This window comes from Curtobacterium sp. GD1 (genome assembly GCF_020882855.1).
Classification (GTDB): Bacteria; Actinomycetota; Actinomycetes; order Actinomycetales; family Microbacteriaceae; genus Curtobacterium.
The window spans coordinates 1-23,993 of sequence record NZ_JAFEVQ010000008.1 but is presented as its reverse complement, the minus strand read 5'-3'; the positions used below and the strand labels follow the sequence as shown (position 1 = coordinate 23,993).

25 protein-coding genes are annotated in these 23,993 nt (G+C 73.0%); 9 read left to right on the top strand and 16 right to left on the bottom strand.

Annotated features, from left to right (window positions below; genetic code table 11):
- Genes JSX79_RS05935 through JSX79_RS05925 form a run of 3 tightly spaced genes read right to left on the bottom strand, consistent with a single transcriptional unit; the run spans nucleotide 1 to nucleotide 3,847 of the window.
- A complete protein-coding gene (locus JSX79_RS05935; protein WP_070418018.1) occupies nucleotides 1-1,038 on the bottom strand; it encodes an ABC transporter permease in 1,038 nt (345 codons plus the stop codon).
- Entirely contained in the window at nucleotides 1,038-2,669 is a 1,632-nt protein-coding gene (locus tag JSX79_RS05930) for a sugar ABC transporter ATP-binding protein (RefSeq protein ID WP_229085447.1), read from the bottom strand. Before JSX79_RS05930 ends, JSX79_RS05935 begins: the two co-directional genes overlap by 1 nt.
- On the bottom strand, nucleotides 2,666-3,847 hold the full coding sequence (locus JSX79_RS05925; RefSeq protein ID WP_070418020.1) for a sugar ABC transporter substrate-binding protein: 1,182 nt from the start codon (nucleotides 3,845-3,847) through the stop codon (nucleotides 2,666-2,668). Before JSX79_RS05925 ends, JSX79_RS05930 begins: the two co-directional genes overlap by 4 nt.
- A 640-nt stretch (nucleotides 3,848-4,487) precedes the next feature.
- Between JSX79_RS05925 and JSX79_RS05920 the strand changes: the two genes are divergently transcribed.
- Both JSX79_RS05920 and JSX79_RS05915 read left to right on the top strand, forming a co-directional pair.
- Nucleotides 4,488-5,003 carry an NADPH-dependent FMN reductase gene (locus JSX79_RS05920; protein WP_070418021.1) on the top strand — a complete coding sequence of 172 codons (516 nt, stop codon included), beginning with the start codon at nucleotides 4,488-4,490 and terminating at the stop codon, nucleotides 5,001-5,003.
- Nucleotides 5,000-5,503, top strand: a complete 504-nt coding sequence (locus JSX79_RS05915) for a flavin reductase family protein (RefSeq protein WP_070418022.1) — start codon at nucleotides 5,000-5,002, stop codon at nucleotides 5,501-5,503. Before JSX79_RS05920 ends, JSX79_RS05915 begins: the two co-directional genes overlap by 4 nt.
- An 84-nt stretch (nucleotides 5,504-5,587) precedes the next feature.
- Here JSX79_RS05915 and JSX79_RS05910 read toward each other — a convergent pair whose 3' ends face one another.
- The 4 genes from JSX79_RS05910 to JSX79_RS05895 form a co-directional block, all read right to left on the bottom strand.
- Nucleotides 5,588-6,664, bottom strand: coding sequence for an ABC transporter permease (locus JSX79_RS05910; RefSeq protein ID WP_070418023.1), 1,077 nt, complete (start codon nucleotides 6,662-6,664; stop codon nucleotides 5,588-5,590).
- Nucleotides 6,661-7,542, bottom strand: a complete 882-nt coding sequence (locus JSX79_RS05905) for an ABC transporter ATP-binding protein (protein WP_070418024.1) — start codon at nucleotides 7,540-7,542, stop codon at nucleotides 6,661-6,663. Before JSX79_RS05905 ends, JSX79_RS05910 begins: the two co-directional genes overlap by 4 nt.
- 137 nt (nucleotides 7,543-7,679) lie before the next feature.
- Nucleotides 7,680-8,360 (bottom strand): response regulator transcription factor, encoded by a 681-nt coding sequence (locus JSX79_RS05900; RefSeq protein ID WP_071295732.1) that lies wholly within the window; start codon nucleotides 8,358-8,360, stop codon nucleotides 7,680-7,682.
- The gene (locus JSX79_RS05895) at nucleotides 8,342-9,607 is read right to left on the bottom strand and encodes a sensor histidine kinase (protein ID WP_070418026.1); all 1,266 of its coding nucleotides are present in this window, start codon (nucleotides 9,605-9,607) and stop codon (nucleotides 8,342-8,344) included. Before JSX79_RS05895 ends, JSX79_RS05900 begins: the two co-directional genes overlap by 19 nt.
- Nucleotides 9,608-9,671: 64 nt before the next feature.
- Here JSX79_RS05895 and JSX79_RS05890 point away from each other — a divergent pair, with 64 nt between their 5' ends.
- Nucleotides 9,672-10,010 (top strand): YciI family protein, encoded by a 339-nt coding sequence (locus JSX79_RS05890; RefSeq protein ID WP_229085446.1) that lies wholly within the window; start codon nucleotides 9,672-9,674, stop codon nucleotides 10,008-10,010.
- Here the strand turns inward: JSX79_RS05890 and JSX79_RS05885 are convergent.
- Complete coding sequence (locus tag JSX79_RS05885; RefSeq protein WP_229085445.1) at nucleotides 9,916-11,157, bottom strand: MFS transporter; 1,242 nt, start codon at nucleotides 11,155-11,157, stop codon at nucleotides 9,916-9,918. The two genes, JSX79_RS05890 and JSX79_RS05885, sit on opposite strands and share 95 nt — an antisense overlap.
- 23 nt (nucleotides 11,158-11,180) lie before the next feature.
- On the opposite strand from JSX79_RS05885, the gene JSX79_RS05880 reads away from it, so the two are divergent.
- Entirely contained in the window at nucleotides 11,181-11,771 is a 591-nt protein-coding gene (locus JSX79_RS05880) for a TetR/AcrR family transcriptional regulator (RefSeq protein ID WP_229085444.1), read from the top strand.
- Between the two features lie 117 nt (nucleotides 11,772-11,888).
- On the top strand, nucleotides 11,889-12,782 hold the full coding sequence (locus JSX79_RS05875; RefSeq protein WP_229085443.1) for an alpha/beta hydrolase family protein: 894 nt from the start codon (nucleotides 11,889-11,891) through the stop codon (nucleotides 12,780-12,782).
- A 221-nt stretch (nucleotides 12,783-13,003) separates the two neighbouring features.
- Here JSX79_RS05875 and JSX79_RS05870 read toward each other — a convergent pair whose 3' ends face one another.
- Both JSX79_RS05870 and JSX79_RS05865 read right to left on the bottom strand, forming a co-directional pair.
- Nucleotides 13,004-13,915: a serine hydrolase gene (locus JSX79_RS05870; RefSeq protein WP_229085442.1), complete on the bottom strand. Its 912-nt coding sequence runs from the start codon at nucleotides 13,913-13,915 to the stop codon at nucleotides 13,004-13,006.
- The gene (locus tag JSX79_RS05865; protein WP_092388521.1) at nucleotides 13,915-14,397 is read right to left on the bottom strand and encodes a RimK/LysX family protein; all 483 of its coding nucleotides are present in this window, start codon (nucleotides 14,395-14,397) and stop codon (nucleotides 13,915-13,917) included. The genes JSX79_RS05870 and JSX79_RS05865 overlap by 1 nt, the downstream gene beginning before the upstream one ends.
- Nucleotides 14,398-14,461: 64 nt before the next feature.
- On the opposite strand from JSX79_RS05865, the gene rimK reads away from it, so the two are divergent.
- The 4 genes from rimK (at nucleotide 14,462) to JSX79_RS05845 (ending at nucleotide 20,512) form a co-directional block, all read left to right on the top strand.
- Nucleotides 14,462-15,655 (top strand): 30S ribosomal protein S6--L-glutamate ligase, encoded by a 1,194-nt coding sequence (rimK, locus tag JSX79_RS05860; protein WP_070418032.1) that lies wholly within the window; start codon nucleotides 14,462-14,464, stop codon nucleotides 15,653-15,655.
- An 89-nt stretch (nucleotides 15,656-15,744) separates the two neighbouring features.
- Nucleotides 15,745-16,818, top strand: coding sequence for a 3-oxoacyl-ACP synthase III (locus tag JSX79_RS05855; protein WP_070419407.1), 1,074 nt, complete (start codon nucleotides 15,745-15,747; stop codon nucleotides 16,816-16,818).
- Nucleotides 16,815-19,529 (top strand): alpha/beta fold hydrolase, encoded by a 2,715-nt coding sequence (locus JSX79_RS05850; RefSeq protein ID WP_229085441.1) that lies wholly within the window; start codon nucleotides 16,815-16,817, stop codon nucleotides 19,527-19,529. The genes JSX79_RS05855 and JSX79_RS05850 overlap by 4 nt, the downstream gene beginning before the upstream one ends.
- Nucleotides 19,526-20,512: an NAD-dependent epimerase/dehydratase family protein gene (locus tag JSX79_RS05845; RefSeq protein WP_229085440.1), complete on the top strand. Its 987-nt coding sequence runs from the start codon at nucleotides 19,526-19,528 to the stop codon at nucleotides 20,510-20,512. The genes JSX79_RS05850 and JSX79_RS05845 overlap by 4 nt, the downstream gene beginning before the upstream one ends.
- A 188-nt stretch (nucleotides 20,513-20,700) precedes the next feature.
- On the opposite strand, the gene JSX79_RS05840 is transcribed toward JSX79_RS05845, so the two are convergent.
- From JSX79_RS05840 to JSX79_RS05815, 6 genes are all read right to left on the bottom strand, one after another.
- Nucleotides 20,701-20,886 (bottom strand): hypothetical protein, encoded by a 186-nt coding sequence (locus JSX79_RS05840; RefSeq protein ID WP_070418034.1) that lies wholly within the window; start codon nucleotides 20,884-20,886, stop codon nucleotides 20,701-20,703.
- 38 nt (nucleotides 20,887-20,924) lie between these two features.
- Nucleotides 20,925-21,341, bottom strand: coding sequence for an MFS transporter permease (locus JSX79_RS05835; RefSeq protein WP_070418035.1), 417 nt, complete (start codon nucleotides 21,339-21,341; stop codon nucleotides 20,925-20,927).
- The gene (locus JSX79_RS05830; RefSeq protein ID WP_229085439.1) at nucleotides 21,338-22,459 is read right to left on the bottom strand and encodes an Asp23/Gls24 family envelope stress response protein; all 1,122 of its coding nucleotides are present in this window, start codon (nucleotides 22,457-22,459) and stop codon (nucleotides 21,338-21,340) included. The genes JSX79_RS05835 and JSX79_RS05830 overlap by 4 nt, the downstream gene beginning before the upstream one ends.
- A 75-nt stretch (nucleotides 22,460-22,534) precedes the next feature.
- The gene (locus tag JSX79_RS05825) at nucleotides 22,535-22,708 is read right to left on the bottom strand and encodes a CsbD family protein (RefSeq protein WP_070418037.1); all 174 of its coding nucleotides are present in this window, start codon (nucleotides 22,706-22,708) and stop codon (nucleotides 22,535-22,537) included.
- A gap of 87 nt (nucleotides 22,709-22,795) precedes the next feature.
- The gene (locus JSX79_RS05820; protein ID WP_229085438.1) at nucleotides 22,796-23,359 is read right to left on the bottom strand and encodes an alkaline shock response membrane anchor protein AmaP; all 564 of its coding nucleotides are present in this window, start codon (nucleotides 23,357-23,359) and stop codon (nucleotides 22,796-22,798) included.
- On the bottom strand, nucleotides 23,356-23,931 hold the full coding sequence (locus JSX79_RS05815; protein ID WP_229085437.1) for a DUF6286 domain-containing protein: 576 nt from the start codon (nucleotides 23,929-23,931) through the stop codon (nucleotides 23,356-23,358). The genes JSX79_RS05820 and JSX79_RS05815 overlap by 4 nt, the downstream gene beginning before the upstream one ends.
- Nucleotides 23,932-23,993 lie beyond the last annotated feature (62 nt).

The following is a 23,993-nucleotide window of genomic DNA, read 5'->3' as shown; positions in this document are numbered from 1 at the left end:
TCAGGACTGCTTGGCGGCGGCCTTGGCGGCGCTCGCGACGGAGTGCCGTCGGATCGTCTGGGAGACCGCGACGGCGACGATGAGCGCACCGCCGTAGAAGAGCTGCTGGACGAAGTTGTCGGCGCCGAGCATCTGGAGCCCGACGACGCCGGAGAACAGGAAGTAGACGGCGATGAAGGTGCCGATGGCGTTGAAGCGTCCGGGGATGATCGCGGTGGCCCCGAGGTAGCAGGCGGCGAACGCGGGGAGCAGGAACGACTGCCCGCTCGAGGGGTCCGCCCCGCCGAGCGTGCCGGCGTAGACGACCCCGGCCACCGCGGCGGTGAGGCCCGCGCCGACGAACGCGCCGACGCGGAGCCGGCGGACGTTCAGGCCGGAGAGCTCGGCGACCGTGCGACCGGTGCCCACGAAGAGCAGCCGTCGACCGACCGGCGTGGCACTGAGGACGATGAGGACGACCACGGTGGCGATCAGGCCGTAGACGAACGCCAGGGGCAGCCCGGCGAGCCCGCGCCACCCGACGGTCGCCTGGACGAGCGCCGGGTCGATGCCGGTCACCGACGAGGACGCGCTCATCCACTGGATGATCCCGATCATGAACGTCGAGGTGCCGAGCGTCACGATGAATGAGTCGATCCGGAACGCGACCGTGAGCAGGCCGTTCACCAGGCCGACGACCACGCCGATCGCCAGGCCGACCAGGATCGCCGGCAGCAGCGGGATGTCCATCTTGGCGTTGAGGACGGCGATCGTCATGGCGGAGAGCGACATCGTCGAGGCGCCGGACAGGTCGAACTCACCCGCGGTCAGGGGGAACAGGAAGCCGAGCGCCAGGATGAGCAGCACCGACTGGGACCCGAGGATGTTCTGCAGGTTCCCCAGGGTCGGGTAGGTGTCGGGGAGCGCGATGCTGAACGCGATCACGATGACGAGCCAGGCGCCGAGCAGGGCGTAGCGCTCGGTGTGCCCCCACGAGAAGCGCGGGCGGGTGGGGCGGACGATCGACGTCTCGAGGGCGGGTTCGGCGGTGGTGGACATCAGGCGGTCTCCTTGACGGGGGAGGAGTCGGGGGAGGAGGGAGCGGGATCGACGAGGCTGGCGACGACGGCCGCCGCGATGACGTCGCGGTCGATCCGGTCGCCGGTGAGCACGTCGTGGACGCGGCCGTGGGCGAGGACCACGACCCGGTCGCACATCTGGGCGAGCTGGTCGTAGTCGGTCGAGGCGCAGACGATCGAGACGCCCTGGTCGGCGGTCCGGCGGAGCATCGAGAAGATCGCCGCACGGGCGCCGACGTCGATGCCCTGCGTCGGCTCCTGGAGCAGCACGAGCCGCGGGTCGTCCTGCATCCACTTCGCGAGGACGGCCTTCTGCTGGTTGCCGCCGGAGAGCGTGCCGAAGAGCGCGGACGGGTCGGCGGGACGGACGTCCCAGTCGCGGACGAGGCCCTCGACGTGCGACCGCTCCCGTGCCGGCGAGAGCCCGAGCAGTCCGCGGAGCTTCCCGAGGACGGGCAGGGTCACGTTCTGCTCGACGGACAGGGTCAGGGCACCGCCCTCGCGCTTGCGGTCGGCGGGGACGTAGACGACCCCGCGGGCGATCGAGGTCGCCGGGCTGGTGGCGACGAGGTCGACCGTGGCGTCCCGGACCGTGAGGGTCCCGGTCGCCGCCCGGGCGCCGTACAGGCCGGGAAGCACGTCCTCGACGCCAGAGCCGGCGAGCCCGGTGATGCCGACGACCTCGCCGTCCGCGACGTCGAACGAGAGCCCGTCGACGACACCGGCCCGGAGGTCCCGGACCGTCACGACCGCGTCGCCCGTGGTGGCGGGGCGGGCACTGCGTGCGGCCGCGCCGTCGAGCCCGCGTCCGACGATGAGCGAGACGAGCTCGTCCGCGGTCGTGGTCGCGGTGTCCCGGTGCGCCTGGACCCGACCGGCCCGGAGGACCGTGACGCGGTCGGCGTGCTCGAGGACCTCGGCCATGTCGTGCGACACGAGGAGGGCCGACGTGCGGCCGTCGGACACGAGGTCCTTGACGACGCGGAAGAGCAGGTCCGCGTCCTCCTTCGGCAGGAACACCGTCGGTTCGTCGAGGACGATGAGCGCCCGGTCGTCGCCCAGCTCGGCGACGGCCCGCAGGATCGCGACGAGCGCCTTCTGCGTGTCGGTCAGTTCCTCGATCCGGGCCCGCGGGTCGATGTCCACGCCGTAGCGGGCGAAGAGCTCCGCGGCCGCCCGGTGCTCGGCGCCCCAGCGGACGAACGGACCGCGGCCGGCGACGACGGTGGCGAGCCGGAGGTTCTCGGTCACCCCGAGCGACGGCACGAGGGCCAGGTCCTGGTGGACGAAGCTGATGCCGACGCGGCGGAAGTACCCGGGAGGCACCGGCAGCGGGAGCCGGGAGCCGCGGACCTCGATCGTCGCTCCCGGGTCCGGCGCGTAGGTGCCGGACAGGATCTTGATGAGGGTCGACTTGCCGGAACCGTTCTCGCCGAGCAGCGCGTGCACCTGGCCCGGACGGACCTCGAGTTCGACGTCGTCGAGCGCGGTCAGTCCGCCGAACCGCTTGGTGAGCCCGCTGATCCGCAGGACCGGCGCGGTGGTCGCACCGGCCTCGACGACCGCAGCGGACGCTGCGGGGCTGCGCCGTGCCTCCCGGGTGGCGCTCACTTCGCCGGACCCCAGATCTCCTCGTACCCGGTCTTGTACGCGTCGCCGTAGCCCTTGCTCGGCGCCGGCGGGGTACCCGCCTCGTCGACGTTGTCCTTCGTGAACACCTTGAGCGGGGTCTGCTCGTCGCCGTCCTCGATGATCGGGGTGTCGGTCAGGACGCGACCGGCCTGGTCGAGCGTGGCGTAGGCGAGCCACTCCATGTTCTCGCCGATGTCCATCGTCATGACGTTGCCCTCCTGCAGGATCTTCATCACTGCGGGCGTGCCGTTGTACGAGGACGTGAAGACCTGGCCGGTCTTGCCGGCCGCCGTCACCCCGGCCTCGACGAAGAGGGCCATCGAGTCGTACACGGGCAGGACGTAGTCGAGGTTCGGGTCGGACTGGATCGCGGACTGGACGGTCGACGAGATCTTCGTCGCCCAGTCGGCGACCGGCACGTTCGTCACCTTCACCTTGCAGCCCGAGCAGTACTCGTCGAACTCCTCCTGCATGGCCTTGACGATGCCGTCCGACGGCGGGACCTCCGACGAGGTGATGATGAGCACGTCACCCGCGCCCTTCGTCTCCTTGATGGCCCAGTCGGCGTTGAGCTTCGCGGCCTCGTGGAAGGGCGCGGTCACCTGGGCGGCGACGAGGTCCTGCAGCTGGTCGGGGAGCGCCTCACCCGTCTGGTACGTGTGGCTGATGAGCACCGGGATGCCGGCGGCCTTCGCACGCTTGAGCGCCGGGACGATGAGCTCGCCGTTGACGCCCTGCGCGAGGACGATGATGTCGGCCTTCCGGCTGATCGCCTGGTCGATGCCGGCGGACTGCTCGGTCGGCGTGCCCTGGTTCGTGTACTCGATCCACTTCGCGCCGTACTCCTCGGCGAGCTGCTGCCCGGCCTCGTCGACGGACACGATGAACGGCACGGCGGACGAGTTCGGGATGTTGAAGATCGTCTTGCCCGCGATCTTCGACATGTCGAACGGCTTGCCCTCGAAGGTGAACTCCGGGTCGACGCTCGCCGCCGTGATCTGGCTGGTGGCGTGCTCGACCCCGGCGGAGTCGTCGGACGAGTCGGTCGAGGCCGTCGAGGTGGCGGAGCAGGCGGACAGGAACAGCACACCGCTGAGTGCGGCGGCCAGGAGCGCGGGACGTGCGAGCCGCGTTCGGGTGGGTGCGGGGGACGACATCGGTCGAGGACCTCCAGGACGTGGTGCGGGGACGGGTGACGGGTGCGGGTGCTGCCGGTGCTGCGGGTACGCCGAACACCCCGCGGCGCGGGGTGGGCGTGACGACGAGGGGCGTCGGTCACTTCGGGGTGTGGGAGAGCGCTCCGCCGGGGGCGATGCGTCGGGGTGACGGGGCCGCTCCGGTGGGGCTGATGCGAATGTAACGGGCTGCGGCCCGCCAGCGGGTGCCCGGCGGTAACGGTCCTGTTAGGCGTTTGTTTCGCCGGTGTTAGGCCACCGACGCCACGACGTCGTCGAGCCGCCGTGCCGCGCCGTTCCGGGGCGGGCGATCCCGCCGCCCCACCCCGGAGCGGTGCGGATCCGCGCGTCCGTGCGGCGGCGCCGCCCGGGCGAAACACCCCGGAAGCAATCGCGCCGACTTCCGGTAACGCGTCTCTCACAAGTCGGCGGTCGGCCGAGCGGACCCCGCTGGCGGAATGCGACGGACCCGCCCGGAGCGGCACCCGCTGACCAGGGCATTCCCCGCCGTGGCATCCGGCGCCCCCTGGCGTAACCCACCCGATACGGGCGCGCCACGGAGGCGAAACGAACGGCGGATGGACTGCAGTCGCACACCGTCCCCGACCGCAGGAGCAGATCGATGATCACCACCGTCGTCGCCGGCAACCCCAAGCCGGCATCGCGGACGCTCGACGCGGCCACGGTCGTGCTCGAACGCCTCACCGGTCGGGCACCCGACCACGTCGTCGACGTGATCGACCTCGGCCCGGGCCTGCTCGGCTGGGGCGACGACGCGGTGTCGGAAGCGGTGCGCACCGTCGCCGCGTCCGACCTCGTCGTCGTCGCCTCGCCCACGTTCAAGGCGACCTACACCGGCGTCCTCAAGCTCTTCCTCGACCAGTTCGCCACCGGGGACGGCCTCGCCGGTGTCGTCGCCGTCCCGCTCATGCTCGGCGCCGGCCCCGCGCACGCCCTCGCCCCCGAGGTCTTCCTCAAGCCCGTGCTCGTCGAGCTCGGTGCGACCGTCCCGGCTCCGGCCCTGTACCTCAACGACAAGCAGTACTCCGAGCCCGCATCGACCGAGGTCTGGCTCGCCCGGTGGCGCGACGTCGTCCTCGGCGCGACCGCGAGCCTCCAGGAAGGAACCCGCTCATGATCAGCCCCTACTCGCCCGAGGCCCCCGACCTCGGTGCCCTCCGTCAGGCGTTCTCCGGCTTCCCCTGCGGGGTCGCGGCGCTCGCCGCCGTCGTCGACGACGAGCCCACCGTGCTGGTCGCCTCGTCCTTCACCGTGGGGGTGTCGCAGGACCCGCCGCTCGTGATGTTCGCGGTGCAGCACACGTCGTCGACGTGGCCGGTGCTGCGTGCGGCCGGCACGATCGGGGTCTCGATCCTCGGCGAGGGGCACGCGCAGGTCACCCGGCAGCTCGCGTCGAAGGACAAGTCGGTCCGGTTCGTCGGCGTCGACACGACGGTGTCCGAGTCGGGGTCGGTCTTCCTCGAGGGCGCTCCGATCTGGCTCGAGTGCGCCGTCGAGCACACCTACCCGGCGGGTGACCACGACATCGTCGTGCTCCGGGTCCTCGGGCTCATGTCGGACTTCGCGCACAGCCCGCTGGTCTGGCACCGGTCCGCCTTCGCGACGCTGAGCGCCTGAGCGCGCTGACGCAGGGACGGGAGGCGCGGTGCGGGTGAGCAGATCCGCTCACCCGCACCGCGCCTCCCGTCCGGTCCTGCGGCGTCAGCCGCGCAGTGCCTCCGTCAGCTTCACCCGGCTGCCGGTGCGCAGCAGCGCGTTCTCGTAGATCCGGGCGCCGACGACCACGACGAGCACGACCGAGACCGCCACGATGACGAGGGACAGGATCGGCTCCCACCACTCGGCGGTCCCGAGGAAGATCCGCATCGGCATCCCGATCGGCGCGCTGAACGGCACGTAGGACATCACGCCGAGGATCGTCGGGTTGTTGTACGCGACGATGATGAGGATGTACGGGATCATCACGAGCATCATCACGGGGGTGGTGACGCTGCCGACGTCCTCCTGACGGGAGACGAGCACCGCGGCCGCCGCGAACAGCGAGGCGATGAGCACGAAGCCGATCGCGAAGAACCCGACGAACCAGAGCATGCTCGGGCCGAGCACCGTGAACATGTTGTCCTGCCCGGTGACCGCGAGCGTCACCGCCGCCGCGATCGCCACCGCGACGATCTGCGCGAACGCCATCACGCTGTTGCCGAGGACCTTGCCGGCCAGGAGCGCCCGGGCCGGGATCGCCGCCATCAGGATCTCGACGACGCGGGTGGACTTCTCCTCGACGACGCTCTGCGCGATCGACTGACCGAAGGTCACGGCGGACGCGAAGTACACGACGCCGAAGGCCAGCGCCACGATGTAGATCAGGCCACCGGGGATCGCGTTCGGGTCGAGCAGCTCGATGCGGGGGGAGACGCTCAGCGCCTGGACGACGTCGGTCGGGGCGTCGTCGAGCCCCACGACCTTGTAGCCGAGCGGGTCGTCGGACGGCAGGACCGCCGCGTCGACGTCACCGTTCTCGACGAGTCGTTCGGCGGCGGCAGCGGTCGGCGCCTCGGTGACGTCGAGCCCCTTGCTCGTCGGCAGGCTGACCCCGTCGACGACCGCGACCGGGGTGGTGTCGCCCGCCGTGGCCTTGCCGACGATGCCGCCGACGACGATCGACGCGACGACCATGAGGATGAGGATGCAGGCGGACACGACGAACGCCTTGCTGCGGACGCGGGCCTGGATCTCGCGCGCGGCGACGAGCCGGACGGACTGGACGAACGAGCCGTTCATCGGACGACCTCCCGGAAGACCTCGCTGAGCCGCGGGACACGCGGCGAGAACGACCCGACGGTGCCGTGCTGGACGGCCCGCTGCAGGACGCGCTGCGCGGTGGCGTCGTCGGCCTCGAACACGGCGTACCCGCCGTCGAACTCGCGGACGGTGACGCCCGGTTCGTCGCGGAGCCAGGCGACGTCCCCGTCGACGAGGAGCTCCCACGCGGCGGGGCCGGCCTGCTTCCGCAGTTCGTCCTGCGGGCCGGCGGCGCGGATCGTGCCCCCGGCGATCACCACGACGTCGTCGCAGAGCCGCTCGACGACGTCCAGCTGGTGGCTCGAGAACAGCACGGGCACGCCGCCCGCCGCTGCCTCGCGCAGGACGGCGAGCACGACGTCGACCGCCATCGGGTCGAGGCCGGAGAACGGCTCGTCGAGCACGAGGACCTCGGGGTCGTGGGCGAGCGCGGCGGCGACCTGCACGCGCTGCTGGTTGCCGAGGGACAGCTTCTCGACGGCGTCGGTGGCGTGCGGCGCCAGGCCGAGCCGGTCGAGCAGGTCGGTGGTGCGGCTCGCCGCGGTGCGCTTGTCGACGCCGTGCAGCCGGGCGAAGTACGTGATCTGCTCGGCGACCGGCATCTTCGGGTAGAGCCCGCGCTCCTCCGGCATGTAGCCGAAGCGGCGACGGTCGGCCGGGCCGATCGTGGTGCCGTCGATGGACACGGTGCCGGCGTCGGCCTGGAGTACGCCGAGCAGGATCCGCATCGTGGTGGTCTTGCCGGCGCCGTTGCCGCCGACGAACCCGGTCAGGCGTCCGTCGCCGACCGTGAACGTCACGTCGTCGAGCACGCGGCGGTCGCCGTACTGCTTGGTCACCCCGTCGATGGTGAGCATGTCGTTCCCCTCTCGCGGCGGTTCGCTCCGCCTGCGTCGACGCTATTGCGCGGGGTGCGACGGGCGCCTCCGGCTGGCGACGGGGATCGGGGCACTGCGGGCTCCGCCGCGTGGGGGAGCGCGGGTCGGACGGGGGTCTAGGCGGGAGTTCCGGCCACGCCGTGCTCGAAGGCCCAGACGACCGCCTGGATGCGGTCGCGCAGTCCGAGCTTCTGGAGGACGTTCGACACGTGGGTCTTCACGGTCGCCTCACCGACCCACAGCTCCGTCGCGATCTCGGCGTTGCTCAGCCCGCGGGCGAGCAGCCGGAGGACCTCGGTCTCACGCTCGGTCAGCCCTGCCGTGACGACCGCCTCGTCGCCGTCCGGTGCCGCGGGCGCCCCGGACCCGGCGGTCGCGCGGCTGATCACCCGGCGGGTCACGTCCGGGGCGAGCAGCGCGTCGCCGGCCGCCACGGTGCGGACGGCATCGATCAGCCGCTCGGGGGAGGCGTTCTTCAGCAGGAACCCGCTCGCCCCGGCCTCGAGCGCCTGGAAGAGGGCGTCGTCGTGGTCGAAGGTCGTCAGGACGAGCACGGCCGGTGGCTCCGGGAGCGCGGCGATCCGACGCGCCGCCTCGAGCCCGTCGACGTTCGGCATCTGGACGTCGAGGCACACCACGTCCGGTCGGAGCGTCCGCACGGCCTCGACCGCCTCGGCGCCGTCAGCGGCCTCGCCGACGACCCGGAACCCCGGCTCGGACTCGAGGATGACGCGGAAGCCGGCCCGGACGAGGTCCTGGTCGTCCGCGAGCACGATGGTCAGGTCGTCGGCAGCCATGCCCGCACCAGCCAGCCTCCCCGGGCGCGCGGCCCGATCTCGATCCGTCCGCCCACCGCGGCGACGCGTTCGCGCATCCCCACGTGGCCGAGTCCGCTGCCCGCAGTGTTCCGCGGTGCTCGGTCGCCGTGTCCGTCGTCGGTGACCTCGACCTCGACGCCGTCGTCGAGGTACCGCACCCGGACGTCCGCCCGGGCCGTCGGGCCGGCGTGCTTGAGGACGTTCGTCACGGCCTCTTGCGCGATCCGGTAGGCGACCGCCGAGACCGTGGGCGGGACGTCGCGGACGCTGCCGACCACGACGTACTCGGTCGGGTGCCCCGCCGTCCGGGCCGAGTCGGCGAGCTCGCCGATCCGGCCGAGCCCCTCGGTGCTCGGAGCCGCGCGGACGTCGTCGCCGCCGTCCTCGTCTGCACGCAGGGTGCCGAGCATCCGGCGGAGCTCCTCGACGGCGGTCCGGGCGCTCTGCTCGACCACGCCGAGCGATGCCGTCGCCTGCTCGGGGTCGTGGCCGATCACGCGTCGAGCCGCGCCGGCCTGCACCCCCATGAGCGACACGTGGTGCGCCACGACGTCGTGGAGTTCGCGGGCGATGCGCACGCGCTCGATCGTCACCGCCTGGGCAGCGCTCCGCTCGCGTTCGGCGGCGAGCTCGGCGGTGCGGAGGTCGAGCTCGTGCTTCGCCACCGCCGACGCCCAGGCCCGGTTGCCGGCGTACCAGGCAGCGCCGAAGTAGATGACGTTGATCACGATGTTGAGCAGCGAGAGCGCGATGTACGGCGGGATGAGGCCGCCGTCGTCGTTCGGCAGCGCGTTCGGCACCGCCCAGCCGAAGGCGATCGCGACGAACAGCCAGGCGAACATGCCGCCGATGACCACCCAGCGCACGAGCTCGGCGCGCACACGGTCCGAGCACCACGCACCGACCGTGTACAGGGCGATGAACAGCGTGAAGTTCACGAGGAAGACCTCGGGCACGTGCAGGATCTGCGTCGCCGCGAAGGCCAGCGCCGAGACGACCGCCATCGTCATCGGCCAGCGGCGGCGGAACGCGACCGGTGCGGCGTTTGCCACGACGAGCAGTGCCGAGACCCACCACGCTGCCTGGTCGTCGCCGTAGGTCCCGGCCGACCCGTAGAGCATCGTCGTGATCGCCAGCCCGGCGCCGAGGACGAGTGCGAGGAGGGCGTCCTGGCGGAACTCGCGGCGCCCCACCGGCAGCCGTGACCACTCCGCGGTCGTCCCCATGGTCACCACGGTAGCGGGTGCGGTGGTCGGAGTAGCCTGCCGCCAACCGAACAGGGGAGGCACCATGCAGTTCCTCGTCAACGTCATCGACGACGGGCAGGCCGAGGCCGCCGGTCGGACCGAGTCCGCGACACGGGCCGAGGCGGACGCGGTCGACGCGCTCAACGAGCGGCTCGGCGACGCCGTCGTCTTCGCGGCCGGGGTGTCCGCGCCGTCGGACGCCGTGGTGGTCGACGCCCGTCGCGCCGAGCCGACCACGACCCCGGGGCTCGTCGGGGACCCGGCCGAGTTCGTCGCCGGGTTCTGGGTCATGGACCTGCCGGACGCCGAGACCGCGCTGCGGGTCGCGCAGGAGGCGTCGGTGGCGTGCAACCGGAAGATCGAGCTGCGCCCGCTGCTCTGACCCGCGCACCGAGCACGGCACAGGCGGCCGTCACGAGCGCCCCGGCCCCGAACGTGCCGAGCGACCCGAGCGGTTCAACGACCGCTCCGGCCGCCGCGGCACCGCCGGCCTGGCCGAGGACGAGCGCCACGAAGAGCACCGAGGTGCCGGCCGAGGACCGCTCCGGATCGACCTCGGTGGTCCACGCGATCAGGGCGCCGGTCGCCGCCGTGTACCCCCAGCCGAACACGGCGCAGGCGACGAGCGCCACGGGCGTCCACTGCGGCACCGTGCCGAGCGCCAGCACACCGAGGGCGACGGCGGCGGTGGTGAGCGTCCACTGCGTCCGGGCACGCAGCCGACTCGTCCACCGGGCGGTCGCCACGACGGCGGCACCGCCCGCGCCGAGCGCGATCCACGCGGACACCGAGACGGCGACCGGTGCGCCGGCGTCGACGAGCACCGAGCGGCCGTAGGTCCACACGACCGCCGACCCTGCGCCGAAGAGCAGGGCGAGCACGAGGACCGCACGGTGCGCCGTCCACCACGCCCGGTCCGGGGCCGGTGCTCGCTTCATGGGGGTCTGCCCGGCCGTCGCCGTCCGGCGGGACGACCACGCGGACACGAGCAGGACCGCCCCGATGACCAGCGCCGCGATCCCGGACCACGTCCACGCGGTCCGCCAGTCGGGCAGGAGCACGAGCGCGAGCACGCCCGCCGCGACGAGGCCGGGGCCCGTCCCGGCGTTCACCACGGCCTGCGCCCGGCCCTGTGCCTGCTGCGGCACGAGGGTCGTCACGAGACTGACGAGTGCGGGCGAGGCCAGCCCCGCGCCGGCCGAACCGACGATCGACGCGATCGCGAACGCCGTGGGGTCGCCGGCCGCGGCCATGCCGAGTGCACCACCGCCCGCGACGACGGCGGCGACCGCCACGAGGACCCGGGGCACGCGGCCGGCACAGCGGTACCCGACCACGGCGCCGACGCAGTACATCGCCGAGGCTCCGGACGAGACCCACCCCGCAGCGTCGGCGCGCAGCCCGAGGTCCCGCTGGACGTCGGGCAGGAACAGCCCGTACGCCAGCCGGACCAGGCCGTACGTCGCGGCGATCAGGCCGAGGCCGCTCCCCAGGAACACCGACTGTCGTAACAAAAACGATCGTTTCACTTTTGAGAGCCTAGGGTGCTCTCATGGCGATGCGTCCAGGAACCGAGCAGAAGCTGCTCGACGCCGCCGAGGAGCTCTTCTTCACCCAGGGCATCGCCGCGACCCCGATCGACGCCGTCCTCGAGCGCGCGGGGATCTCGAGCGCCACGCTCTACCGCGGGTACGCCAGCAAGGAGTCGCTCGTCGCCGCGGCACTGGCCCGTCGACACGACGACTGGCTCGCCACGTGGGACCGGGCCGTCGCCGCCGCCGAGGACGACCGCGGCCGACTGCTGGCGGTGTTCGACGCCCTCGACGCGTACCGCTCCACGCCGTCGGGGTCGCGGTGGTGCGCGTTCCTCGGCACGGCGGCCGAGTACGTCGACGCACCGTCCGACGTCCGCGCGGTCCTCGACCGTGAGACGGACACCCTGCGGCGACGCCTGACCGAGTCGGCCGAGCCCGTGGTCGGCGCACACGCGGGGGCACTCGCCGAGCAGCTGCTGCTCCTCGTCTCGGGGTACCTCGCGATGCGCCTCCGCGAACCGGGCCTCGGGACCGCTACCGCGCGTGCCGTTGCCGACGCGCTCCTCGGGGCGGCGGAGCGACCGGTTCCTGCGCGACTTCACACCTGACGTCCGCGTGTACCCGAGGTGCTCCGGTACCCGACTCGGTAGCTTGCCCGGTGTGCAGCGGATCTCCTCGACCCTCGTGACGACGCGTGTGACCGCGGACGGCATCGTCCCCCTCGCATGAGCAGCTCGCGCGCGGCCCGGATCACCCGCCGCTCCCTCCTCGCGGGCGGCGCCGCGGTCGTCGTGGCCGGTGCCGCTGCCGAGGCCGTGAACCTCCGGCTGCTCCCCGGCCGCTCGACGATGTACCGCGTGCTCGGCCTCGACGGACCGGCGGGCACCGTCCCCGACGTCACGCCGGTGCCGACGGTGTCCGGGTCGTTCACGTCCCGCGCTCGGAAGGGCCTCGAGGTCGGCTGGACGATCGCCGCGCCGCACTCCGACGGGCCCCTGCCGATCGCGGTCGCCCTGCACGGCTACGGCGACGACCACGCGGACTTCTTCGGCTCCCACCTCGGCTACGACCGGTTCCTCGCCGCGCACGTCGCCGCGGGCGGAGCGCCGTTCGCGATCGCCGCGATCGACGGCGGCAACCGCTACTGGCACCGCCGCGCGGACGGTGACGACCCCGCCGCGATGGTCGTCGACGAGTTCCTGCCGCTGCTCGCCCGCCGCGGGTTCGACACCGCGCGGCTCGCGTTCACTGGCTACTCGATGGGCGGCTACGGCGCGCTCCACCTCGCCGGCGTGCTCGGCTCGGCGCGGGTGCGTGCGGTGTCCGCGATCAGCCCCGCGCTGTGGCGGTCGGCGGGGGAGACGGCACGTGGCGCCTTCGACGACCCCGCGGACTTCGCCGCGAACACGGTGCTCGGCAGACAGTCCTCCCTCGACGGCGTCGCGGTCCGCGTCGACTGCGGCACCGGCGACGGGTTCGAGCCCGCCGTGCGCGCGTACGTCGACGGCTTCGCGACCGCACCGGCCGGCGGGTTCGAGCCGGGCGGGCACACCACCGCCTACTGGCGGCGGCTCGCGCCGCAGCAGCTGCGGTTCCTGGGTCGGCACCTGCAGGCCTGACCCGCGCCGACGGCGGCCTGGAGGCGCGGGTCGGCCCCGCACCGTCCCTCCCGTCCGTCGGCTGGTCGAGCCGCTGGCGCGTCACGCCGGTACCGGCGGGTGGGGCCCACCTCCCGACCGCCCATCGGTCCGGCCCACGGCCGTTCCCGGTTCCGTCGCTGACCGTTCCGGTTCACGATCCCCGGGATCCGCGAACCGGAACGGTCACGGCGCGGACGACTTCAGCGGATCCCGCGCAGGCCGCGCACCGCGTCGGCGGCGAGCTCGGCGAGCCGGTGGTCGTTCGTCTCCTCGTGGGCGGTGATCGTCACGACGGCGTCGCGCGCCTGGTCCACGACGACGTACTGGCCGTACCTGCCGTCCAGCCGCCACGTCTCGCCGGGGCCGTCCCACACCGCGAGGCCGTAGCGGTCGAAGGGTGCACCGCCGCCCGTCGTCACCCAGTCCGAGTGCATCCGGTCGACCCACGCGGCCGGGACGATCTGGGTCGCGCCCCATCGGCCACGATCTCGCAGCAGCGTTCCGATGCGCGCGAGCTCGGAGGTCCTGACCTCGAGTCCGCTGCCGCCGACGATCCAGCCGAGCGGGCACCGGTGCCACTGCGGGTTGTGGATGGCGAGCGGTTCGAACAGGCGGGGGAGGAGCCAGTCGCGCACGTCGCCGACCACCGCGCCGAGCATGCGCATCGCGACGTACGGGCTGGCGTCGCTGTACCGGAACACCGAGCCGGGTCCGACCGTGGGGCGGCGTAGCATCTCGGCCGCGAGGTCCGGCCACGGCACGACCTCGTCGCCGAACCACGCGAAGTCGATCCCGCTCGTCATCGTGAGCAGGTGCCGGACGGTGACGGCCTCGACGCCGTCGCCGAGCGGGACGTCGGGGAGGAGTTCGGGGACACGGGTGTCGAGCGTGAGCAGGCCCGCGTCGATCGCGATGCCGATGGCCAGCGCGCAGACGCCCTTCGACACCGAGTACACGTTCACCCGGTCGTCGCTCCGCCACCGGTGCTCGGCCTCGTCGGCGCCGATCCGGACGTGCACGCCGTACGCCCCGAGTCGCTCGGCGTCCACGCCGGCGACGATGCGCGCGAGGACGACCTCGGCGGATCCGGGAGCGCCGGACGGCCCGGTCATCAGGCGCGACCGCGGTTGCGGCGGCGGATCTCCTTCGGCGCCCGGCCGGCCATGAACGAGCGAGCCGGGTCGACGAGGAAGCCCTGGCGCAGGGCCTCGCGGCCGACGAGCATCCGGAAGCCCATCTGGTCGCGGTTGCTCAGCGTGACCTCGGCCTCGAAGACACGCCCGGCGAGGGACATCTCGGTGAGGACCACGATGCGCTCTTGGGTGTGCCCGGTGGAGCTCCGGACGATGCGCCGGTCGTGCACGTCGCACTCGATCGTGACGGCGTCGGCGTCGGTGTCCTGCCAGGGGTGCACCGAGAAGCGGACCCGGTCGCCGGGGAGTTCCTCGAGGTCGAACGCGTGCAGCGCCGAGCTGCGCGCACCGGTGTCGAGCTTCACCTTGATCCACGGGATGCCGAGGCTCGGCAGGGCCGCCCACTCCCGCCAGCCAGCGACCACGAGACCGCCGTTCGGTGACTTCGGTTCTCGGGCCATGTGCCCATCCTGTCGCATGCTTGGATGGAGCGTCGCCGTCGATACCAACCCCGGAGCCTCCTCGATGAAACTCGCCATCCTGTCGCGTGCGCCGCACGCGTACTCGACGGAGCGCCTCCGGGCCGCCGCGATCGACCGCGGGCACGAGGTGAAGGTGCTCAACACGCTCCGGTTCGCGATCGACCTGACCGGCGACGACCCCGACCTGCAGTACCGCGGCAAGCTCCTGTCCGACTACGACGCCGTGCTGCCGCGCATCGGGAACTCGATCACGTACTACGGCACCGCAGTGGTCCGGCAGTTCGAGCAGATGGACGTCTACACGCCGAACACCGCCAACGGGATCACGAACTCGCGCGACAAGCTGCGGGCGAACCAGATCCTCTCGCGGCACGACATCGGCATGCCCGCGACGACGTTCGTGAACGGCCGCGCCGACGTCCGCGGGGCGATCGAGCGCGTCGGCGGAGCGCCCGTCGTGATCAAGCTGCTCGAGGGCACGCAGGGCATCGGCGTGATCCTCGCTCCCGAGGCGAAGGTCGCCGAGTCGATCGTCGAGACCCTGCACTCCACGAAGCAGAACGTGCTCATCCAGAGCTTCATCTCGGAGAGCCGCGGCAAGGACATCCGCGCGCTCGTGGTCGGTGACCGGGTGGTCGCGGCGATGCGGCGGAGCGCCTCCGGCGACGAGTTCCGGTCGAACGTGCACCGCGGCGGGACGGTCGAGAAGGTCACGCTGACGCCCGAGTACGAAGAGGCCGCCGTCCGCTCGGCGCAGATCATGGGCCTGCGGGTCGCCGGCGTCGACATGCTCGAGGGCAACGACGGGCCGCTCGTGATGGAGGTCAACTCCTCCCCGGGGCTCGAGGGCATCGAGCGCGCGACCGGCCTCGACATCGCCGGCGCGATCATCGACTTCATCGCGAACCAGGTGGCCTTCCCCGAGATCGACGTCCGGCAGCGGCTCTCCGTCTCGACCGGCTACGGCGTCGCCGAGCTGCTCGTGCACACGAACGCCGACCTCGTCGGGAAGACCATCAAGGAGTCCGGTCTCTGGGACCGCGACATCACCGTCCTGACGCTGCACCGCGGCTCGGGCGTCATCCCGAACCCGCGCAGCGGCGTGGCCCTCGAGCCCGGCGACCGCCTGCTCTGCTTCGGCAAGCTCGAGGAGATGCGCTCGATGATCCCCGAGCGCCGGAAGCGCCGTGCGAAGGTCCGCAAACTGCCCAAGGAGCCGCGTCAGCCCGAGGCGTGAGGCACATCCGGAGTGCACTGTCCCCCGCCTGTCAGCGCATCCGGATCGCGTACCCAGGCCAGATGCGGAAGTATGTGTCGGTGACGATCATGACGGAACGGCCGGTCGACCAGGCGACGAGCACCGAAACGGAGCGGCCCGGCAACGCCACGGCCAAGCACGACAACGTCGCGCTGCTCTCCGTCGCGACGACCGTGGCGGAACGCGTGACCACCTCGGCCGACATCGAGGAGAAGCTCCGCGGGGTGCTGCGACGCCTGCGCCTGCCGATGGGGCTCCTCGAGCGCGTGGCCGGCGTCAAGGAGCGCCGGAACTGGGGCGAGGGGCAGTCCTTCCAGGACGCCGCCATCGACGCCGGACGACGCGCCATGGCCGAGGCGGGCATCCGCCCCGAGGACGTCGGCCTGCTCATCAACACGTCGGTGACGCGCCCGCACCTCGAGCCGTCGGTCGCCGTGCGCCTGCACCACGGGCTCGGCCTGCCGTCGTCCGCGATCAACTTCGACATCGCGAACGCCTGCCTCGGGTTCGTCAACGCGATGAGCGTCGCCGCGGGCATGATCGACTCCGGTCAGATCAAGTACGCGCTCGTGGTGGACGGCGAGGACGCCGACCAGGTGCAGCTCAACACCATCGAGCGCCTGAACCAGGGCGGCCGCAACCGCAAGGACTTCATGAGCGAGTTCGCCAGCCTGACGCTCGGGTCCGGCGCCGCCGCGGCCGTGCTCGGTCCGGCGGACATGCACCCGGGCGGCCACCGGATCGTCGGCGGCGTCACCCGCGCGGCGACCCAGTGGTACGACCTCTGCGTCGGCAGCGTCGACGGCATGTTCACCGACGCGAAGATGCTCCTCAAGGGCGGCATGGAACTCGTCGTCGCCGCCTGGAACGAAGCACGCTCCCACTTCGACTGGGCCGACATGGACCGCTACGTGCTCCACCAGGTCTCCGACGTGCACACGAACGCCTTCGTCGAGGCCATCGGCGTCCCGCGCGACAAGGTCCCGACGACGTACGAGCGCTTCGGCAACGTCGGTCCGGCGTCGATCCCGATCACCCTCGCGGACGAGGTCGCCCGCGGTGCCATCCGCCCCGGCGACCGGGTGTTCCTCGGCGGTGTCGGCTCCGGCATCAACACGGCGATGATGGAACTGCGCTGGTGAGGTCCGGCCTCCCGCGCGTCGCCGCTGCCACGGCTCCGGCGACGCCCCCGCCGCCCCTGCCCGGACTCGACCCCGCCTGGTCGCGCATCGTCACGGTCCCCGCCGCTGCGGATCCAGGAGGCACGGCTCGCCCCGAGCGCTCGTGGCACCTCCTCGACACGGCCGGCTCCCTGGCCGCGCTCGGTGTGGAACCCGTCGGCACGCTGCTGTGCGTGCACGGCAACCCGACCTGGTCGTACCTGTGGCGGTCGGTGCTCCGCGCCTCGCTCGACGTCGCCGCCGTCGGTGGTCCGGCATGGCGGGTCGTCGCGGTCGACCAGCTCGACATGGGCTTCTCGGAGCGCACCGGCGTGCAGCACGGGCTCGCGGACCGCGTGCGGGACCTCGGCGCGCTGACCGACGAACTCGGGCTGTCCGGCCCGGTGGTCACCCTCGGGCACGACTGGGGCGGTGTCGTCTCCCTCGGCTGGGCGGTCGACCACCCGGACCTCGTGGTGGCCGTCACGACGTGCAACACCGCCGTGCACCAGCCCGACGACGCCCCGATCCCCGCACCGCTGCGGCTCGCGCTCCGTCCGGAGCTCCTCGGCCGTGCCACGGTGCTGACGCCGGCGTTCCTCGAGACGACGCTCGCGATCGCCCACCCGCGGCTCGACCGTCCCACCGCGGATGCGTACCGCGCGCCCTACCGCGGAGCGGCCCGTCGCGGGGGCGTCGGCGGGTTCGTGGCCGACATCCCCGTCGACGACGACCACCCGAGCGCACCCGAGCTCGACCGGATCGCTGCCGGCGTCGCCGCGCTCGAGGTCCCCGCCCTCGTGATGTGGGGGCCGCGCGACCCGGTGTTCCTGGAGCGCTACCTCGACGACCTCGCGGAGCGGCTGCCGCACGCGGACGTCCACCGCTTCGAGGGCGCCGGGCACCTGCTGCCGGACGACGCCGACGTCGCCGGGACGGTCGTCGAGTGGCTCGGTGACCACCTGCCGGACGGTCGCGTGCCCGCGGGGGCCGAGCCGTCCCTCCAGGCCCCCACCGACGACGACGCCGACGTGAGCCGCCCGCTCTGGGCCGCACTCGACGAGCTGCGCGACAGCGACGAGGCCGCGCTCGTCGAGATGGCCGCCGCCGGCGGTCCCCGGACCGTCTCGTGGCGGTTGCTCGCCCGCCGGGTCGACGAGATCGCGGCCGGACTGGTCGACCTCGGCGTCCGCGCCGGTGACCGCGTCTCGCTCCTCGTCACCCCCGGCGCGGACCTGACCGCCGTCCTGTACGCCAGCGTGCGCATCGGGGCGGTCGTCGTGGTGGCCGATGCCGGGCTCGGCCTGCGCGGCCTGACCCGTGCGGTGCGCGGTGCCCGTCCCGACTGGATCATCGGCGCGCTGCCCGGCCTCGGGGCCGCACGCGCGCTCGGCTGGCCCGGTCGGCGCATCGCGACGGTGTCGTTGCCGGCGCCTGCTCGTCGGGCGCTCCGGGTCGAGCACACGCTCGTCGAGGTCGCACGACGCGGAGCGCAGCGCCTCGCACGGGGCACCGCGCTGCCCGGAGCGCCGTCGTCCGACGCGCCGGCCGCGGTCCTCTTCACGTCCGGGTCGACCGGGCCGGCAAAGGGCGTCGTGTACACGCACGGGCAGCTCGGCGCGGTCCGTGACACCCTCGCGGCGCAGTACGACATCGGCGTCGGCACCGGCCTCGTCGCCGGGTTCGCCCCGTTCGCGCTCCTCGGTCCCGCGCTCGGCGCCCGGTCGGTCGCACCCGACATGGACGTCACCGCGCCCCGGACCCTGACCGCTCGGGCGGTCGCCGACTCGGTCACCGCGGCGGACGCCACCGTCGTGTTCCTGTCACCCGCGGCCGTCGCGAACGTCGTGGCGACCGCCGGCGCACTCACGGCAGCGGACCGTGCAGCGCTCGGTCGCGTGCGGCTGTTCCTGTCGGCCGGTGCTCCGGTGTCGGCCGAGCTGCTGACCGCGGCCACCGAGCTCATGCCGAACGCGAGCGCCCACACGCCCTACGGGATGACCGAGGGGCTGCTGATGACCGACGTCGACCTCGACGGTGTGCGCGCCGCGGCCGCCGACACCCCGGACGAGGACGGCATCTGCGTGGGCCGACCCGCCACCGGCGTCCGCGTGCGGATCGCCCCGCTCGACGACTCCGGCGAGCCGACCGGTGCGCTGACCGAGGACCCGGGCGTCACGGGCGAGATCGTCGTCGCGGCGCCGCACGTCCGCGAGCGGTACGACCGGCTCTGGCGCCAGAACCGGGTGTCGCGACTCGGTGTGGCGGACCCGCGCGGGCACCGCACGGGCGACGTCGGCCACCTCGATGATGCCGGTCGGCTCTGGGTCGAGGGACGCCTGCAGCACGTGCTCACCACGGCGGACGGGGTCGTCACGCCCGTCGGTCCCGAGCAGCGGATCGAGCGCGTCCCCGGTGTGGGCCGCGCCGGGCTCGCCGGCATCGGGCCCCGCGGCACGCAGCAGGCCGTCGCCGTCGTGGAGACGACCGGTGGGCGCCGCACTCGTCGGCCGGCACTCGCCGACCCCGACCTCGCCCGGGCCGTCCGGGCTGCCGCGGGGATCCCCGTCGCCGCGGTGCTGACGGTGCCCGAGCTCCCGACCGACATCCGGCACAACTCGAAGGTCGACCGTGCACGGCTGTCCCGGTGGGCGGCCTCGGTGCTGTCGGGTGGACGGATGGTCCGGCCGTGAGGGTCCTCGTCACCGGTGCGAGCGGGTTCCTCGGGCAGGCGACCGCCGCGGCCGTGCGTGCTGCGGGGCACGAGGTCCGGACGTTCCAGCGACGGCCCTCCGGGGTCGAGGGAGTGTCGGACGTGCTCGGCAGCATGACCGACCCCGCAGCCGTGGCCCGGGCCGTCGACGGCATCGAGGTGGTCGTCCACCTCGCCGCCAAGGTCTCGCTCGCCGGCGACCCCGACGACTTCGTCCGCGTGAACATCGACGGCACCCGGACGCTCCTCGACGCTGCACGTGGCGCCGGGGTCGAGCGGTTCGTGTTCGTCTCCTCGCCCTCGGTCGCGCACACCGGGTCGTCCCTCGTCGGCGCGGACGCCGGGCCCGCCGAGCCCGCGCGGGCCCGCGGCGACTACGCCCGCACGAAGGCCGCGGCCGAGCTGCTCGCACTCGCCGCGGACGCGCCCGGGTTCGCCGTCGTCGCCGTCCGCCCGCACCTCGTGTGGGGCCCCGGTGACACGCAGCTCGTCGGCCGGATCGTCGACCGTGCCCGCACGGGGCGCCTGCCGCTGCTCGACTCCGGCGCCGCGCTCATCGACACGCTCTACGTCGACAACGCCGCGTCCGCGATGGTCGCCGCGCTCGACCACGCCGCCGACGACGGGGTGCACGGCAATGCGTACGTCGTGACGAACGGGGAACCTCGGCCCGTCGGGGACCTGCTCGCCGGGATCTGCACCGCGTCCGGGGTCCCGGCGCCTCGGGTGCACGTGCCGGCCGGGGTGGCCCGGTTCGCAGGGTCGCTCGTCGAGGCGGTCTGGCGTGTGCGTCCGGGCGAGGACGAGCCGCCGATGACCCGGTTCCTCGCCGAGCAGCTGTCGACGGCGCACTGGTTCGACCAGCGGCGCACCCGTCGTGACCTGCAGTGGACGCCCGCGGTGTCGATCGACGAGGGGCTCGGCCGGCTCGCTGCCGCTCAGGCCTCGTCGGCGGCCACGTAGTCGTCGACGGCACGCATCTGCCACTCGTGGCCGAGCGTGAGGGTCGCACCCTCGACACGGTCCTCCGGGGTGCCCCGGCGCAGGATCGGGTGCCGGTCCGAGCCGCCAGGCGGGGAGCAACCGTAGCGGACTGGAGGCGCGGTGCACGTGACCCAGATCGGGTCACGTGCACCGCGCCTCCAGTGGTGTCAGTGCTTGGTCGCCTTGGCGATCTTCTTGCCGAGCTTCTTGCGTGCCTTCCGCGAACGCGGGTCGTTCCACAGCTCGCGCGCGGTCTGGGTCTTCGACTTCTTGTTCACGGGGCGGGTGGCGCGCGCGCCGAACCAGAACCCGATGAAGACGATGGCGCCGATGAGGATGATGCGGTTGCGCATGGGGACTCCTTCGATGGTGGTGCGGGCGGCCGAGGACATCAGCCGGTGAAGCGGTTCCAGAGCTCCGTGACGATGGGCCACACGTCGCCAGCGCGGTCCGCCGAACCGACGGCCACCAGGACGACCGGGACCGCGGTCACGGCGATGCTGACCAGGACGGCGAGCACGACGGCGATCGTCGCCGTGGTGGTGTGCCGTCGGGTGAACGCCAGGAGCAGCAACCCGAGGACCACGACGGCCCCGAGCAGCGCCACGATCGTCACCCGGACGAACGGGAACGGGACGAGTCCGGCGGTGGTGGCGGTGACCCCGCCGAGGAACCCGACGAGGGGGAGGAACGCACCGAGCAACGTCCCGAGGACCAGGACGACGCCGATGCCGCTCGCGATCCAGACGCCGCGGGGGCGGGGCCGCCGGACCTTCGTCCGGCGGTTGCCCGACCACGCGGTGGTCACGAGCGGTCCTGGCGGTGCCGACCGGCCTGCGCGTCGGTGTCCGACACGACCGGTGCGTCCGACCCGGCCGGTGCGTCGTCAGCGGCCGCCTGTGCGGCTGCGTCGGCCGACTCGGCCGCTGCTGCGGCTGCGTCCTCCGCGGCGTCGGCAGCGTCCTCCGCTGCCTCGGCAGCCGCAGCTGCACGATCCGCGGGCGCCGCGGACTCGGTGGCAGCAGGTTCGGTCACGGTGTCGACGACGGCGTCACGTGCGCCGGCCGCGGCGTCCTTCGCCGAGTCGGCGGCGTCCGCTGCCAACTCGGAGGACCGGACGAGCGCTTCCGCTGCCGCGTCCCGGACGTTGCCGGTGGTCTCGGCTGCGCTGTCGACGGCGCGCTTCGTGGCGTCGGCGGTCGCGTCGGCCGCACGGCGGGTGGCGTCGGCCGTGGCATCGGCTGCCTTGCCGGCCTGCTCGACGGTGGCCTCCGCGGCGTCGCGGGTGGCGTCGGCGGCCTGTCGAGCGACGTCGGCCGTTGCCTCGGCGGTGCGCTTCGTCACGTCGGCCGTGGCGGACGCGGCGCGCTTCGTGGCGTCCGCGGTGACCGTCGCGGCCTCCTTGAGCGCCTCACCCGTGGCGTCGGTGGCTCGCTTGGTGGCGTCGGCGGTGGCGGTCGCGGCCTGCTTGACCGCGTCGCCGGTGGCCTCTGCCGCGCGGCCGAGCGGCGACTGCTCGTCGTCGAACGGGCCGTGCACGTCCAGCACGCGGACGTCGACGGACGTCGGGACGTCGGAGACCTGGCGCGTGGCCGCGGTCACCTGCTTGCGGACCTCGTCCGCGACGGCGATCACCGGGTGCGGGTAGCTGACGACGACGGAGACCCGCACGCCCAGCGCGCCGTCCTCGTCGTCGACCTGCACCCCAGCGGTGCCGGCGCTGCGGCCGAGCTGCTGCCGGAACTGGTCGGCGGCGCGGGCGGCGATCCCGCCGAGGTGGTGCACGCCGGGGACGCCCAGTGCGGTCTCCGCCGCGGTCCGGGCCACGATCGCCACGGTGCTCGCGTCGTCTGGGAGCGGCTGCGTGAGCTCCGCGGGCAGGGCCACCTCGGTGACCTGTGTGTGCGCATTCGGGTCGTGCTGCATGGTTCCTCCTCGTTCGGTCCGCCGGAACGCGTCGGGGCACTCGACAGGCGAGTGCCCCGACACGGTTCGTGCGTCCTACTTCTTGAAGACGTCCTTGACGTCCTCGCCGGTCTGCTTGACGCTCGCGGCGGCCTGGTCCTTCTGGCCCTCGGCGACCTTCGAGTCGTCGTTCGTGGCCTTGCCGACCGCTTCCTTCGCCTTGCCGGCGAGGTCCTGAGCAGCGTTCTTGATCTTGTCGTCGAGTCCCATGACGGGTCCTTTCTTCGGTCGGGCGCGTGCCCGGTGGGTGGTGGTCTGGTGGGCCGGGAGGCCCGGGTCACGTCCGACTGACGGCTGTCAGTGGACGCGGGTCGATTTGGCGAGGGTGGAGCGGGTGCCGCCGGTGAGGTGGACGAGGACCGGGATCTGCCGGCCGAGGGTGCGGTCCAGGACGGTGATGGCCCGGTCGACGGCGGTGAGGACGGTGACGGCGTCGCCGCCGCGGCGGACCGCGACGCGGATGCGTGCGGCGCGTTGGCGTCGGACGATGTACGTGTCGACGCGGGCGCTGATGACGTCGCGGACACCGTCGAGTTCGTGGTCGACGACGTCGCGGACGAGGGCGACGTTGACGGTGACCTGGTCGTCGCCGGAGCGTTCCCGGACGGCGACGGACGTGCCGCCCCCACCGCGGGTGAACACCCACACCAACGCCAGCACGATCACCACGGCGCATGCCGCGACGATGATCCACAGCGACGACGCCGGCACGCTCAGGTTCCGGGGCAGCTGGATGGTGCCGGAGATCGCGTCGCGGACGGCGGGCAGGACGCCCGCGCCGATGGTGATGCCGACGATGACCGCAACGAGGCCGAGGACGAACAGGATGATCCGGTTCAGGGTCCGGTTGCTCTTCGTCATGCGAGGGTTCCCTTCTCCTCGACCGTGACGCTGACGCGTCGGCCGAAGCGTTCGTCCAACCCCGAGAGGCGGTCCCGGACGGCGTCGCGGATGACCGTGTCGTCGACGGGGATCCCGCTGACGGGCACCACACGGACCTTCGTGGAGCGTCCACGGGCGGTCGCGGAGGCGTTGCCCTCCGGGACTCCCGCGGCCATCCCGGCGGCGTTCGCGGCGGTGGAGGCGAGGATGCGGGTGTCGATGACGACGGCACCGCGGTCGTGGTCGATGACGGAGCGGTGCTGCCGGCCGGGCTTCAGGGCCAGGACGATCAGGACCACGCCGAGGACCAGAAGGACCACGGCGATGACCTCCGCGATCGTGACGAACGCGGCGTCCGGGCGGAGCGCAGCGTCGACGACGGTCTGCGGGTCGGCGAGCAGCGGGGGCCGGCCGATGCCGGCGAGGACCGCTTCGGTGCCGATCCACGCAGCCACCAGGGCGAGCACCACGAGCGACACCGCCACTGCGGTCGAGCGGGAGCGGTGCACGCTCCGGCGACGGATGCGTCGTTCGACGGAACCGTTGCTCATGATGGCCTCCTAGGCGATCCGGGACTGGTGCTCGCGCACGATCCCGGTGAGTTCGATGTGGG

Bases quoted from the DNA above. Each gene is read 5' to 3' on its own strand.
- JSX79_RS05935 (WP_070418018.1), bottom strand. From the start codon at position 1,038: ATGTCCACCACCGCCGAACCCGCCCTCGAGACGTCGATCGTCCGCCCC.
- JSX79_RS05905 (WP_070418024.1), bottom strand. From the start codon at position 7,542: ATGCTCACCATCGACGGGGTGACCAAGCAGTACGGCGACCGCCGCGTG.
- rimK (WP_070418032.1), top strand. From the start codon at position 14,462: ATGAAACTCGCCATCCTGTCGCGTGCGCCGCACGCGTACTCGACGGAG.
- JSX79_RS05900 (WP_071295732.1), bottom strand. From the start codon at position 8,360: ATGGCTGCCGACGACCTGACCATCGTGCTCGCGGACGACCAGGACCTC.
- JSX79_RS05825 (WP_070418037.1), bottom strand. From the start codon at position 22,708: ATGGGACTCGACGACAAGATCAAGAACGCTGCTCAGGACCTCGCCGGC.
- JSX79_RS05875 (WP_229085443.1), top strand. From the start codon at position 11,889: ATGAGCAGCTCGCGCGCGGCCCGGATCACCCGCCGCTCCCTCCTCGCG.
- JSX79_RS05830 (WP_229085439.1), bottom strand. From the start codon at position 22,459: ATGCAGCACGACCCGAATGCGCACACACAGGTCACCGAGGTGGCCCTG.
- JSX79_RS05870 (WP_229085442.1), bottom strand. From the start codon at position 13,915: ATGACCGGGCCGTCCGGCGCTCCCGGATCCGCCGAGGTCGTCCTCGCG.
- JSX79_RS05915 (WP_070418022.1), top strand. From the start codon at position 5,000: ATGATCAGCCCCTACTCGCCCGAGGCCCCCGACCTCGGTGCCCTCCGT.
- JSX79_RS05815 (WP_229085437.1), bottom strand. From the start codon at position 23,931: ATGAGCAACGGTTCCGTCGAACGACGCATCCGTCGCCGGAGCGTGCAC.
- JSX79_RS05840 (WP_070418034.1), bottom strand. From the start codon at position 20,886: ATGCGCAACCGCATCATCCTCATCGGCGCCATCGTCTTCATCGGGTTC.
- JSX79_RS05890 (WP_229085446.1), top strand. From the start codon at position 9,672: ATGCAGTTCCTCGTCAACGTCATCGACGACGGGCAGGCCGAGGCCGCC.
- JSX79_RS05910 (WP_070418023.1), bottom strand. From the start codon at position 6,664: ATGAACGGCTCGTTCGTCCAGTCCGTCCGGCTCGTCGCCGCGCGCGAG.
- JSX79_RS05925 (WP_070418020.1), bottom strand. From the start codon at position 3,847: ATGTCGTCCCCCGCACCCACCCGAACGCGGCTCGCACGTCCCGCGCTC.
- JSX79_RS05920 (WP_070418021.1), top strand. From the start codon at position 4,488: ATGATCACCACCGTCGTCGCCGGCAACCCCAAGCCGGCATCGCGGACG.
- JSX79_RS05855 (WP_070419407.1), top strand. From the start codon at position 15,745: ATGACGGAACGGCCGGTCGACCAGGCGACGAGCACCGAAACGGAGCGG.
- JSX79_RS05820 (WP_229085438.1), bottom strand. From the start codon at position 23,359: ATGACGAAGAGCAACCGGACCCTGAACCGGATCATCCTGTTCGTCCTC.
- JSX79_RS05895 (WP_070418026.1), bottom strand. From the start codon at position 9,607: ATGGGGACGACCGCGGAGTGGTCACGGCTGCCGGTGGGGCGCCGCGAG.
- JSX79_RS05880 (WP_229085444.1), top strand. From the start codon at position 11,181: ATGGCGATGCGTCCAGGAACCGAGCAGAAGCTGCTCGACGCCGCCGAG.
- JSX79_RS05865 (WP_092388521.1), bottom strand. From the start codon at position 14,397: ATGGCCCGAGAACCGAAGTCACCGAACGGCGGTCTCGTGGTCGCTGGC.